The sequence below is a fragment of the Stutzerimonas stutzeri genome (assembly GCF_013522825.1).
In the GTDB taxonomy this organism is placed as follows: Bacteria; Pseudomonadota; Gammaproteobacteria; order Pseudomonadales; family Pseudomonadaceae; genus Stutzerimonas; species Stutzerimonas stutzeri_AK.
Map to the genome: position 1 here is coordinate 110,110 of NZ_JAAMQZ010000002.1, position 12,931 is coordinate 123,040.

At 58.0% G+C, this 12,931-nt stretch carries 11 protein-coding genes and 2 tRNA genes; 7 read left to right on the plus strand and 6 right to left on the minus strand.

Annotated features, from left to right (window positions below):
• Window positions 1-372: 372 nt before the first annotated feature.
• Window positions 373-804 carry a DUF488 family protein gene (locus tag G7020_RS02050; RefSeq protein ID WP_023835768.1) on the minus strand — a complete coding sequence of 144 codons (432 nt, stop codon included), beginning with the start codon at window positions 802-804 and terminating at the stop codon, window positions 373-375.
• A 252-nt stretch (window positions 805-1,056) separates the two neighbouring features.
• Entirely contained in the window at window positions 1,057-2,037 is a 981-nt protein-coding gene (locus G7020_RS02055; protein WP_024086516.1) for an IS5-like element ISPa26 family transposase, read from the minus strand.
• Between the two features lie 448 nt (window positions 2,038-2,485).
• Here G7020_RS02055 and G7020_RS02060 point away from each other — a divergent pair, with 448 nt between their 5' ends.
• The 3 genes from G7020_RS02060 to G7020_RS02070 all read left to right on the plus strand — a co-directional run bounded on the left by G7020_RS02060 (window position 2,486) and on the right by G7020_RS02070 (window position 6,483).
• The gene (locus tag G7020_RS02060; RefSeq protein WP_028698648.1) at window positions 2,486-3,427 is read left to right on the plus strand and encodes a LysR family transcriptional regulator; all 942 of its coding nucleotides are present in this window, start codon (window positions 2,486-2,488) and stop codon (window positions 3,425-3,427) included.
• Between the two features lie 466 nt (window positions 3,428-3,893).
• The gene (locus G7020_RS02065; RefSeq protein ID WP_023093406.1) at window positions 3,894-5,108 is read left to right on the plus strand and encodes a glutathione-independent formaldehyde dehydrogenase; all 1,215 of its coding nucleotides are present in this window, start codon (window positions 3,894-3,896) and stop codon (window positions 5,106-5,108) included.
• A 484-nt stretch (window positions 5,109-5,592) separates the two neighbouring features.
• The gene (locus G7020_RS02070) at window positions 5,593-6,483 is read left to right on the plus strand and encodes a LysR family transcriptional regulator (protein WP_023103878.1); all 891 of its coding nucleotides are present in this window, start codon (window positions 5,593-5,595) and stop codon (window positions 6,481-6,483) included.
• A 22-nt stretch (window positions 6,484-6,505) separates the two neighbouring features.
• On the opposite strand, the gene G7020_RS02075 is transcribed toward G7020_RS02070, so the two are convergent.
• Complete coding sequence (locus G7020_RS02075; RefSeq protein ID WP_009459591.1) at window positions 6,506-6,799, minus strand: helix-turn-helix domain-containing protein; 294 nt, start codon at window positions 6,797-6,799, stop codon at window positions 6,506-6,508.
• Window positions 6,800-6,918: 119 nt separating this feature from the next.
• Between G7020_RS02075 and G7020_RS02080 the strand changes: the two genes are divergently transcribed.
• Window positions 6,919-7,572: a substrate-binding domain-containing protein gene (locus tag G7020_RS02080; protein WP_023106332.1), complete on the plus strand. Its 654-nt coding sequence runs from the start codon at window positions 6,919-6,921 to the stop codon at window positions 7,570-7,572.
• Window positions 7,573-7,690: 118 nt separating this feature from the next.
• The gene (locus G7020_RS02085) at window positions 7,691-8,659 is read left to right on the plus strand and encodes a Dyp-type peroxidase (RefSeq protein ID WP_020924940.1); all 969 of its coding nucleotides are present in this window, start codon (window positions 7,691-7,693) and stop codon (window positions 8,657-8,659) included.
• A gap of 37 nt (window positions 8,660-8,696) precedes the next feature.
• Here the strand turns inward: G7020_RS02085 and G7020_RS02090 are convergent, their stop codons facing one another.
• The 3 genes from G7020_RS02090 to G7020_RS02100 all read right to left on the minus strand — a co-directional run bounded on the left by G7020_RS02090 (window position 8,697) and on the right by G7020_RS02100 (window position 11,037).
• A complete protein-coding gene (locus G7020_RS02090; RefSeq protein WP_023103875.1) occupies window positions 8,697-10,640 on the minus strand; it encodes a tyrosine-type recombinase/integrase in 1,944 nt (647 codons plus the stop codon).
• A 226-nt stretch (window positions 10,641-10,866) separates the two neighbouring features.
• Window positions 10,867-10,942 (minus strand) — tRNA-Gly (locus tag G7020_RS02095).
• Between the two features lie 19 nt (window positions 10,943-10,961).
• Window positions 10,962-11,037 (minus strand) — tRNA-Glu (locus G7020_RS02100).
• Window positions 11,038-11,250: 213 nt separating this feature from the next.
• On the opposite strand from G7020_RS02100, the gene G7020_RS02105 reads away from it, so the two are divergent.
• Window positions 11,251-12,018 (plus strand): hypothetical protein, encoded by a 768-nt coding sequence (locus G7020_RS02105; protein ID WP_181082289.1) that lies wholly within the window; start codon window positions 11,251-11,253, stop codon window positions 12,016-12,018.
• 21 nt (window positions 12,019-12,039) lie between these two features.
• Window positions 12,040-12,723, plus strand: a complete 684-nt coding sequence (locus tag G7020_RS02110; RefSeq protein WP_181082290.1) for a glutathione S-transferase family protein — start codon at window positions 12,040-12,042, stop codon at window positions 12,721-12,723.
• Window positions 12,724-12,931: the final 208 nt, after the last annotated feature.

A 12,931-nucleotide genomic window follows, 5' to 3' on the forward strand; every position in this document is an offset into this window, starting at 1 on the left:
ATATCTCCTAATTGAGCTACTTCAATTTGTCCTGATGTATCGGCTATTCCAGAAGACCTATAGCAGTACCAAACTGGGGTGTAAATGACGGCGATCCTGCCGCGCCCCACCTGGGCGTAGGCGTCGCCAACATGATAGCCCAACACATGGGCGGGCTTCCCAGTGCATATCCGCCGATCGCCACGACGTCAGCCAGCGGCCCGTCTGCCAATGCACCTGGAGCCACTCGCCTCGTTGAGCGCTGACATCGAGCCGTGGCGGGCGAGGTTGCTCTGTACGCCCAATGTGTGGCGCCGGCTCCCGCCGATACGCGCCTTTGTCTCTCTCAGCCCTCCAGACGAGGCGTTGGAAACGTGGAGCTACGTCGCCCCTCTAAAGATGCACGATCTCAACATTCGGCCATTTGCCTGCAAGGTACTCGGCCACTAGCCTCCGATGGCAGTGATGGGGCTTGTCTTCGCTGCAAAGCAGGCAACTGTTATCAATCTTTTCTTTATCGATTGACTCAATCTTTCGGGACGACATTAAATCCAGAAATTTACTGGCGTAGATATCCCAATCTCCCCCTTTTATTTTATATTCCTCGAACATGTCTTTGGTTGGAGCAAGTGCTGGTAGATGTTCATATTCCATCCCACACAACGCCTCGGAAAAATATCGAAGATCCTCGCGTTTAGCGAACCCGGCCAATTGCGAAACATTATTCAGGCGAACATCGACAAGGCGCTTGGCACCAGAAGCACTTAACTTGGTGAAGAAGGACCGCGCGGAGGTCTTAGTGAATCCAATCGTGAATATCTTCATCTGCCTTATTCCCCTCGTTCCTTCATCCATAAATGGCTGTTATTGAGCTACCGCCAGGCATGCCCGTCAATCGCAGCTAAGGAAACGCTGGGGGCATGGTGTACTAGGGATGGTCTGAAGTAGCCCCTGTTTTCCGGCTACTTCGCCATCGACACTTTCAAAAAACGGTAGCCGCTCAAATCCCGGTCAAACCTGCCGTCTATTTCAGCCTTTTTTGCCGCTGCAAGCACCTCGCAGCAGTCACTTCACTCTTCACGGACGCACCTCTCCTGCATTGGAGAGCAAATGTCGACGCGCCATCCAAATGTTCGACAGGGCGAACAGCGTCACCATCTGAGCAGTGTTTTTCACCAAGCCTCGGAAGCGCACTTTCGTATAACCAAACTGGCGCTTGATCACCCGAAATGGATGCTCAACCTTGGAGCGAACCTGGGCCTTGGCTCTTTCGATCTTACGTATCGCTTTGTATAACGCGCTGCGGTTACCGTGCTTTTTGTAAGTGCTGCGCCGGGCTGCAATCTGCCAGATGACTTGGCGCCCCTCATGCTCTTCACGCTTCTCTACACCGGTATAGCCCGCATCAGCGCAGACCACGTTCTCACCACCGTGCAGCAGTTTGTCGACTTGGGTTACGTCCGCGACGTTGGCCGCAGTGACCACCACGCTGTGCACAAGCCCGGACTCATCGTCGACACCAATGTGAGCTTTGGCACCGAAGTAATACTGGTTGCCCTTCTTGGTCTGATGCATTTCCGGGTCGCGTTTGCCGTCCTTGTTCTTGGTCGAACTGGGCGCATGAATCAGAGTGGCATCGACGATGGTGCCTTGTCGCAGTGACAAGCCACGGTCGCCCAAATAGCCATTGATCACGCCGAGAATACCGGTGGCCAACTCATGCTTTTCCAGCAGGCGACGGAAGTTGAGGATGGTGGTTTCATCCGGGATTCGCTCCAGGCTCAGACCGGAAAACTGGCGCAGGATCGTCGTCTCGTACAGCGCCTCTTCCATCGCCGGATCGCTGTAACCGAACCAGTTCTGCATTAGATGAATCCGCAGCATCGCCATCAGCGGATAGGCTGGACGGCCCCCTTCGCCCTTTGGGTAATGAGGTTTGATCAGAGCAATCAAACCCTCCCAGGGTACGACCCGATCCATCTCTATCAGGAACAGCTCCTTGCGGGTCTGCTTGCGCTTACCGGCGTACTCGGCATCGGCGAAGGTCATTTGTTTCATCATCGAAAAGCTCGGCGATTGGTGTCCGGGGATTTTGCCAAATCAGGAAGTCTTTTTCAGGATTTCCCCAGCTGCGCCACAACGGCCATGGCAGGCTCCATTCTCTCCCCGCTTCAACGGCCACGACCCGAACAGCTCAAGAGCTTAGCACCGCCTTTTGCGGTTGCGTGCCTCACCACTCACGCTTACTCCCTTCCAGAACGCGCCAACTGCTAAGCTACATGAGGACGACTCGCCCACAGCGCAAAGCACCTGTGTTCGCGCTATTGGCTGTCCCGTGCGTTGTGGTGCTGACCGTCGATGACGAGTCGAACCTACTGTATGGGCACTGCGCGCGGCAGCCTTTCATGCGTGCCAGCTACGTGCCCAAGGTTGGACGCGGATCGAAGCGTGCGCAGGGTTTTTCGTGAAAGTATAAAATCTAATCAACTTTATCAGAAGAAAATATATGATCGTAAGAAACTTTGAATACTTGCTTGCTTTGCACCGTGAAGGCCATTTTGGCAACGCGGCCAAAAGCTGCAATGTTTCTCAGCCGACACTCTCCGCGGGCATTAAGCAATTGGAGGAAGACATGGGTGTCGAGATCGTGCGTCATGGCCGACGCTATGACGGCCTCACTTCTGAAGGGATGCGCGTACTGTCTTGGGCTCAGCAGATGTATGACGACTGCAAAGGGCTGGAGCGAGAACTCTCCGCACTACGGCGAGGTATAGAGGGGCAATTCCGGCTAGGGATACTCCCAGGAACTGCCGGTGTAGCGCCCACATTAAGCATCGCCCTTGCTGAAAAAACACCCTTACTTCAACAATCAGTTCTGGTTTCCGGCGCTTCTTCCCTGCTACAGGCGATTCGAGAAAACAATTTGGATATCGCACTCATGCATTTGGAGGATATCCCAGGGGAAGACTTCGATACTCACCTTCTGTACCGTGAACGCATTTTCCTTTTTCACGCCGCGAGAACACAGCAACCCCGAAGCACAACGTGGGACCATGTTCTCAATAGACAACTCTGCGTGCTGAACTCGGCAGTACCTGAACCCATTCAAGATAGGCTGATGCAATGTACCGCGCAGACTATTCGCACTGATTCAATTGACGTGCTATCGGCACACGTGGCGACAGGAAAATATTCGGCAGTTCTTCCGCAATCTCTCGCCGGCCAACTCGCGCACATTCCAAATCTCCACGCAATCGCAATCAATGGACCAATGTCGCACTCAAATGTCGGATTCGTTGCTGGGAAAAATGCGTTCGAGGCACCGTCATCGCGTGCATTGCTCGAAATGGTGCACACCCCCGAACTCGCCGCCACTCTTCAATCCGTTATATCGATCCATCGTCGGTTCCAGCCCAAAGCAGACTCATCTCAAAGCCCCCTGAAATAGCGAGTCTTGAAGAGCAACTCTGTATTGCTTCAACCAGGCGAAGATTGCAGGCATGCCGTGTGCGCCGCTAACAGGCGCCACGTGCTGAGCAACCCATCGAAGGCCACTAGGTCCAGGGGCAACTCGGGGGACAGGAGTACCTGCTGCATGCGGCCTCCTCATGTCTCGCTGGGTCGAGCTGACTGTTCCTAGATCAAGCTAGGAGGCGCGATGTAGCGATGATCGTTGCCCTCTCCCGGCTAGGAGACGAGCACGGCTCGACGATCCCGCGTAGATAGATCGTGCCTATCTGTACATAGATTATTCCAGTTTGACCACTTCTGAGCTTGATCCGATGCTGTCAAGACCGCAGAAGGAGACGCGGCCAACGGCTAGGCAGTACCACGATCGTTCTTCTTGACAGCGGTAAATTTCGTTTCCCACTTCGATTTAGAAGATGGAAACATTAACGCACAGAGGTGACGAAATGACTCCGACCGGTAACCGAATCGTGACTTTCGAGAAGCCCTTGGAAATGAAGGTCAACACCTTCAAATTTCCAGAGCTGATAACCCCTCAAGGGAAAAGCGCACCCCATGGCGCTATCCTCAAAATAGTTACCACAAATATCTGTGGCAGCGACCTTCACATTTATCGCGGTTCGTTTGCTGTTCCCAAGGGAATGACCATGGGCCATGAAATGACCGGCGAAGTGATCGAAGTGGGATCAGACGTCGAAGTCGTGAAGAAGGGCGACATCGTTTCCGTTCCCTTCAATGTGGGGTGTGGGCGTTGCTACAACTGCAAGCATATGCGCTCCGATGTATGCGAGAACACCAACCCCGAAATCGACTGCGGAGCCTACGGGTTCAACCTCGGTGGCTGGACGGGGGGGCAAGGTGATTATCTCTTCGTACCGTATGCGGATTTCAATCTCCTTCGCTTCCCTGACAAGGATGCCGCCATGGAAAAAATCCGCGACCTGACCCTTCTCTCTGACGTATTACCCACAGCTTTCCATGGGTTCGCTGGCCCAGACTGGCCAGCCGCGCCGGCCTACGTCGTCGGCGAAAACATCCTGATCTTCGGTGCCGGGCCGGTCGGCAGAGCGGGTGCCGCCTGCGCCAGACTTCTGGGTGCAGGCGCCATCATCGTTGCCGATTACATTCAAGAGCGGCTGGACCTTCTCAAGCCACACGGCGTGGAAACCATCAACCTTTCCGACGGCGTGCCGATCGAGGAGCATCTCGAACGCATTACCGGGCACAGGGAGGTGGATCGCGTCATCGACTATGTTGGTGTGGACTGCCGCGGGTTTGGCGCGGAGGCTGACAAGATCGTGGAGAGCGCTGTTACCAACGCAATGCTCAAATATGTCCGCTTCGGCGGAATGACCAGTACGGTCGGTGTGTACTGCGCAAACCCGATCTCGAAAGACCCGAAAGCCAAGAAAGGCCATATGGATCTGGAATGGTCCAACGCCTGGATCAAGTCGCCGCGAATGTCGGCTGGTCAATCTCCGACGGCCAACTACAACCACGCGTTAATGCGGGCGATACTGAACGATCGCATGCCTTACCTTTCGCCGATGATGAACACTAAGTTCATCAAGCTCGAAGACGCGCCCGCCGCGTACAAAGAGTTCGACGCGGGTTCTGCATACAAGTACGTCATCGACCCGCATGGTTCAGTGCGGCATTAAGCATCCGGCGCGGGCTAAGCATCAGGATGTCTCACACTTTCTGGTGAGAGGCATTCTGGTCCCGCCAGTCTCCGGGCAGCAACTGGAGCCGGCGAATATTTTCGCCGGCATTTGCCGTCTGCCCCAGGGTACTTGCCTTGGCTCGGACCAGGAGCAGAGCCTCAGCAATCCGCAGGTGATGATCAACCGCAAGCGTGTTCAAGCGCTTGGTTCGCAATCGGCCAAGGGTCAGACGGGGACGATGCACGGCATCCATTGACGTGCGTGGCTGGAGATAGCCTTCGTCTGATCCTTATCACCCCACGGACTTGATCAGGCTCGCCTAGTGTTGTGCCTGCCTCGGGCCATCGCACGGTCAACCCAGCCCTGGCTCATTCAGCCAGAAGTTTCCAATGATGTGGCCGAACTCGCCGCCGCCAGAATGGCAGTCACTTCTATAGGGAGATAGCACAGTGTTGGATAAGTCGGAACGGGAGGGTGGCCTATGGAGCTGCGCCATCTTCGCTGCTTCGTAGTTCTTGCTGAGGAGCTACATTTCACGCGGGCGGCTGAGCGCCTGCATATCGAACAACCACCGCTATCACGAGCCATCAAGGAACTTGAGGACGAGTTGGGCGTAGTGCTCTTCGACCGAAACCGACGAGGAACAGTTCTAACGGCGGCGGGCGCGGTCTTCTTGCAAGATGTTCGCCGTCTATTCACAGTGCTGGAACAGGCTCGTGAAAATGCCAAGGCTGTGGCATCGGGCTTGCGCGGTAGCCTGCGCATCGCTGTATCAGATGGGGCTATCGATCCACGGCTGTCGGCATTTCTGGCTCGTTGCCGCGCCGAGGAGCCGGAGATCGAAATACGCTTGTCAGAAGTGCCTCTGGCAGAGCAAGTGCGTGGCTTGCGTTCGGGCGACTTCATGATCGGGTTCGCGCACACGGGCGATGTCGGCGACGGTATCGCTGCCGAACCAATCTGGCACGACCCGCTGGTGATTGCGGTGCCAGCTCGTCACTCATTGCTCACCTACAAGGAGGTGCCACTTCAAGAACTTCAAGGCCATCCACTTGTCCTGTGCGACCCGCAGGTATGCGAGGGCTATTGCCGCGAACTCAAGCGGCTGCTCAACACGTTGGAGCACAAGCTGAATGTTGTCGAGGAAGTGTCCTCGCTGGACATGATGCTCACGTTGGTCGGCGCCGGCTACGGCATCGGCTTCATGACGGCGACCAAGATTCCCATCTCCCAACGGCCGGATGTGGTGATCCGCCCCTTGGCGATGGATTCTGCCGTGATCACCACCTACCTGCTTCGGCCGGACGGCGGCAATTTATCGGCTTCGGTGGAGCGATTTATCGTTCGCCTTCGCGACTCTTCGGACGGTTGACGGAGCCTGGCAGGCTAGACACTCAGGGATCAGTGTCGGCACGCAGATTGCGTTCGGTCGCCGTCATCAGGTCAGCCGCGCTTATTCCAAGTGCCGTAGAAATTTTCAGTATGAGCGGAAGCGTGGGCACGTGCTCACCACGCTCGATCTTACCCATGTGAGAACGCGAAATGCTTGCCCGAGATGCGAACTCGTCTTGCGCGACTCCTTGAGCGACGCGCGCAGCGCGCACGGCCTGTCCGAAGGCTAACGCCGACTCGGATTCATACGTCGATGTGCCAGAAGGACGGCCTGGCTGAATTGTTGATTTCTGCATTAGCAGAAGCGTCAAACAATCTGCCACAATTAACCACGTTAAAGATAACGACGTTAAACTTCACTCTTTCCTGAAACGCTGGTTTGCCTTTCTGGACAGATCGCTTATTGGGGGCCCTCATGCATGACGCCACCAGCCAGTTTTCCCATTTCAGGCTTGCTATCGCGCCCGGAGTGCCATCCTCTTGCCTCACAACGCTTCTTGCCCTACAGCGCGCGGAGGAACCAGAAGTCACCATCACGTTCTTTGAGACCTCAGCCGATGATCTGTTGACGGGCCTTGAGGAAGGCCGCTACGACGCTGGAATGACGCTTCGGAACGCTGGTGCTCCGGCTGTGAAAAGCCAACCGCTCTGGGTGGAGAACGTGGCTGTTGCAGTGCCGCTGGGGTCCCCCTTAGTTGCCCAGGCGAAGATCACGCTTGCCGAGCTTCTGGACTATCCGGTGTTTCGCTGGCCGGCGGAGGCTTGCCTACTGCTGGATCAGCGACTGTCCTTTCTTCCGTTGAGCCAGCAGAGCATTCAGCACGTGACTTCGTTCGAGATGATGGCGCTTTGGGTGACCGCTGGCTACGGAGTGGGGCTCTCCGCGCAATCGCGCATTGAGCGTGCCCATGCGTGGGGGATCACTATGCGACCGCTTTCAGACGGCCCCTACGAGATCGTGACATACCTGCAGCGACCCCACGGACGAGCCAATGTTGTTTCTGAGCGGTTCGAGCACAGGGCAATGCTGGTTGCCAGGGACAGGGCGGCTTGCTCGAATACCCCATAGCCCGCTCTCGCCGAGGCTGCGTGCGGGTAATTGCAGCGGCACGCGCCTGTTAGCGCGCCAGTGATAGCGCTTCCATCTCTGGCAATATGATGAATTAACATGGTCTTTGGAGGCACGAATGGTTGGAAGTGGTTGGGATCGAGTACCAATTGACTCGCAAAGCATCGATGCGCCGCTGTCGCGCGCGGCGGTGTTTCTCACGTTGACGGTCGCCGAGGGCCACGAGGCCCTTCAGGCGGTCGCCGGCGTCTTGGACGGGCTGGACGACCTGATCAAAACGGTGGGCTTCCGCGATCTCAACGGCCGGCTGTCGTGCATCACTGCACTGGGATCGGCGCTATGGGACCGTTTCCAGACCGGGAAGCGCCCGAAGGAACTACGGCCCTTCGTGCCCATCGAGGGTGCCAAGCACACCGCGCCTGCCACGCCCGGCGACCTGTTCTTTCACATCCGTGCCGAACGCGAGGACCTCTGTTTTGAATTCGAGCGCCTGCTGCTGGACCAACTGGGCAGCAGCGTGACGGTGGCCGACGAGGTGGTCGGTTTTCGCTACTTCGACTCCCGCGACCTGCTTGGCTTTGTCGATGGCACGGCCAACCCGACCGGGCACGACATCGGCGCCTCGACGCTGGTCGGCAGTGAAGATCAGGCGTTCGCCGGCGGCAGCTACTTGGTGGTGCAGAAGTATCTGCACCAAATGCAGCCGTGGGCTCGGCTCGCCAAGGACGAGCAAGAGCGGATCATCGGCCGGGAGATCGTCAGCAATGTCGAATTGCCCGACGCGACGAGCGGCCAGAAATCGCACAAGACCCTCGCCACGATCGTGGACGACGACGGCACCGAGCACGACATCCTGCGCGACAACATGCCCTTCGGCCGCCCCGGCCAGGGCGAATATGGCACCTACTTCATCGGCTACTCCAGGCATCTGTGGGTGACGCAGAAGATGCTGGAGCGCATGTTCCTCGGCGATCCGCCAGGCATGCACGACCGCCTGCTCGATTTCTCGACGGCGCACACCGGCGCCGTGTTCTTCGCTCCCGCACCGCGCACGCTGAGCGAACTCGTGGAGGCGGTGCAAGCGTAATGCAGGGGCCGCAAGGCCCCTGCAAGGTTTGAGAGCCCTATGCTCCGTCTAGAACTACTGCGCTATCCACCAGCCGACGAACGCTTTGCCGCACATCCTCGGGGATGGGGTACGGGGCAATGGCCTCGGGCATATCCGCATAGTGCTGGTAGTCGCCCATGATGACCTGGATGATCGCCGGTACGTTGGTCGGCGTGACCGCATCAATGGCCGCGCGGTCCCCCAGGTCAGGGTGCGGCTGGGTCAGCATGCGGTACAGATCCCACGAATCCGCGTGCGGGCACTGGTTCATGAGCACCTGGGCCAGCTTGTGCTTGAGCGGCACCAGTTGCCAATCGGGAACACGCTGCCCCCGATTGCCCAAACTGATGGACAGCAACTTGCCCGCTTTCAGTTCGCGGTTGATCTGGTCCTTGGACTTTCCGGCCAGCTTGCCGAACAGCGGGACCGGCAAGCTGCTTGGAGACTCGTAGATGGTCAGCATTTCCTCGCGCTCGCGCTGGATCGCGGACACTTCCGGCTCTGGGGCATGCGTCGGAGGCGGCGGTACCTGAGACAGCCGCTGGAACGTGATGCCGCCGCTGCTCGGGGTTACGACAATAGGCGTGGCCACGACGGGCGGGACGCCGGGAGGAGTGGGCTCGGCCATCGCGAGGGTCGCATCCACCGCTTCCTCCACTTCTGCCATCGCCGGCGCCCCGTCGATACGGATGGTCAGATGCGCGCTCGCGGCTTCCACTTCGCCCTGTTCGAGCAGGTCGAGCCGATCGGCCCAGTCCTGCATCATCCGACGGCGCGGCTCAACGTACTTGGCGTGGTTGTAGGACGAACTCACCTTGTTGGGGTCGGAATGGGAAAGCTGCGCGTCCACCCAAATCTTCGGGTAGCCAATCTCGTTGAGCGCCGTCGAGATAGTGCCGCGGATGCCGTGGCCGGTCAGGCGCCCCTCATAGCCCATGAGCTGCACGGCCTTGTTGAGGGTGTTCTCGCTGATGCGCTTCTTGAGTTCGCTGCGGTGTGACAGCAAGTACTTCTGCGCCGGCCGCATCACCCCCAGGAGATAGCGCACGATCTCGATGGCCTGCAGGGATAGCGGCACGATATAGGGGGGCACATCCTGCGGCCGCTTCCCTGCCTTGCGCATTTCATCCTGGAGCTGCTTGACGATCTGCGGTGGGATGATCCACAAGCCCCTGTCGAGGTCGAACTGTTCGGGTTCGGCCAATCGCAGTTCGCCGGTGCGCACCCCGGTCAGGAACAGCAGCCGGACGCCAAGCTGGGTCTGCCAGCCACGGGGGTTGTAGAGCCGGAGCTTCTGGAGGAACTCGGGCATCTCGGGCAGGTGCAGGTAGGGATTGTGGGCTACGGGGGGCTTGGGCTCTGCCACCACGTCCAGGTCGGCGGCCGGGTTGACTTCCAACCCCTCGGCAATGACCAGGGCATAGCGGAACAACTGGTTGAACCAGGTGCGGACCTTCTCGGCGGTGGTGAACGCCTTGCGTTTCTCGATCGCCGCCAAGACGCCCAGGAGTTGGGGGCGGCGAATGTCGTAGATCGACATTCTTCCCAGGGTGGGCAACACGTCCTTGTTGAAGATGCGCAGGATCTGCGACAGCGTGCTTTGACGGCCTTCCTTGAGTTCCTTGCGGCGATGCTCGACCCAGGCATCGAAGACGGTCTTGAAGGTGTATTCGCCCGCCAGCTTGGCCGCGTGCCGTTTCTGGTCGCGCTCGACCTGAGGATCGATCCCCCTGGCGAGCAGGGCCTGGGCCTTGTCTCGCTCGATCCGGGCCTCGCGCAGGCTGAGAGCAGGATAGCCGCCCAGGCACAGGCGCTTTTGCTTGCCCAGCCAGTAGTAGCGGAATTGCCATGACTTGCCGCCTGCGGCTGAGACCATCAGGCCCAGGCAGTCGTTGTCGGAGAGGGTGTAGCGTTTTCCGGTGGTCTTCGCCTGCCGGACGGTCAGATCAGAGAGCGCCATTTCGAGACTCCTAAGTAATGACTTAGGCCCTATGCTCGTCATGGTCCCCGCTCAGCCCCAGCAACTATCCGGTAGCCGACCCACCCGTATTCTTGTGCCTTATTTGGTCACTCAAAAACGGTAGCTGTGGGTGGATTTCCGTGGCACTCGCTGGAATGAAAAAAGGAGCCGAAGCTCCTTTTTTCAATGACCTACAGACCCCAGTAGAAGTCTGTGGATCAAAATTTGGAGCGGGAAACGAGACTCGAACTCGCGACCCCGACCTTGGCAAGGTCGTGCTCTACCAACTGAGCTATTCCCGCAATACATCTACAACAATAATGGCGTCCCCTAGGGGACTCGAACCCCTGTTACCGCCGTGAAAGGGCGGTGTCCTAGGCCACTAGACGAAGGGGACGTTGCCCGGAAACTACAACTTCTTTCCGACTTGCAGCTTTCACGCTGTGCTTCACGCTGCAAGTGGCGCGCATTCTAGGGAGGACTTGGATGGTCGTCAAGCACCAACTAAAACTTTTTCAATCAATGACTTTCATCGCCCGCATTGCGCTATCAGCTTGCCATCCAACCCACTACACTCAGGAAAAAACCACCACCCCAAGAGGTGCGCCCAGTGTCCCCGGTTCTGATTGCAGGATTGGTCCTCGCAGGCTTGTTCATGCTGATACTGATTGGCTTCATCAATCAGATCGTGGAGAAGAACAATCTGGAGAAGGCGCGTGCACGGGCCGAGCTCAACAACCGCATGCGACGTTGCGCTGACCTTTCCGACTCCTTTCCCGGCCAGATGATGAGCCCTGCACTCAAGCTGATGCTGACTCGGCTTGAACTGCATGCAGGCGAGCGCCTGCTTGCGCTGGAGAAGAAAAACCAGAACCTGGCCACTCGCGTCGATTCGCTGCGTGACACGGTCGCCATGGGCGATGCGATCCCCGTGCCGAACACGCCCGTGAAGATTCTTGCCGAAGCCCAGGCCAAAGCTGTTCGCCTCCTGCTGGAAGACCTGCACGCGCAAGTGATCTGGGCCAACAAACAGGGCCAGCTGGACACGGCTTCCGCCAAACGCTGGGTGGGGGAAATCCAGCGCATGATGGTGTTCCTGCATATCGAATACTTCAATAACCTCGGCAGACAGGCACTGCAGCAAGGCAATGCGCACAAAGCGCGCCTGGCTTTCGAGCGGGGCATCCAGCATGTGCGCAAGCAGCCGGACAAGGCCAGTTTCCAGCCGCAGCTCAAACAGCTCGAAGCCCACTACGCCCACGCCAGCCAGCTCGAACAAACGCAACAGAAACCCCGCCTTGCAGAAACCAGCGAGCTGGTCGAAGGTCTGAAGGACCTCGAAAGCGAAGACGACTGGAAGAAGAACAATATCTACTGAGCCACACCCCCGGAGAAAGCCATGTCCCTAACCCTGTTTGGCGCTCAGCTGTCGCCCTTCGTCCGCAAGGTACGCCTGTGCCTGCTGGAAAAATCGCTGGATTATCGGCTCGAAGTGGTCATGCCGTTCACACCACCCGAGTGGTATCTGCAACTCAATCCCCTCGGGCGCATTCCGGCACTCAAGGACGATGAGCTTTGCCTCGCCGATTCCAGCGTGATCTGTCAGTATCTGGAGGAAGCCTACGCAGACACCACTCGGCTGTACGGCAATGATGCGCCGCAGCGCGCACAGATACGCTGGCTGGAGAAATATGCCGACTACGAACTTGCGCCACTGACGACCTTCGGCATCTTTCGCAATCGCATCCTCAAGCCCAGCATGGGCCACACCTGCAATGAAGACGGCGTGCAGGCAGCTCTGAATGAAAAGCTGCCACCACACTTCGACTACCTTGAGCGGCAATTGGGACAGAACGACTATTTCGTCGGCTCACAGCTGTCGCTGGCCGATATCGCCATCACCTGCCAGCTGATCAACCTGGAACACGGCGCAGAGCAGGTCGATGCCAGCCGCTGGCCGGCCCTGGCAGCGCATTTCGCCCGCATGAAGACACTCGCTTCGGTTGCCAGCCTGCTGCCAGAAGAGCAGCGCATGAATGCCAAACTCATCGAGATGGGCAAGCGCGTGCAACAGCCGGGCTAGGGTCTGTTGACGCTACAGGCTGAGCATTTGATCTGCCTAGACATGTCATGACGCTGCTGCGCCTGCGGATCGTCGGATTACGCCTGCGGCTAATTCGACCTACAACTCTGCAAACCTCGCACATGCCATGCAGGTCGGGTCACGCTTCACCGACCCGACGAACAGGGTCGGGCCTGCCTTCGAAGCATCAGGTTGCGCCTGCGGATCG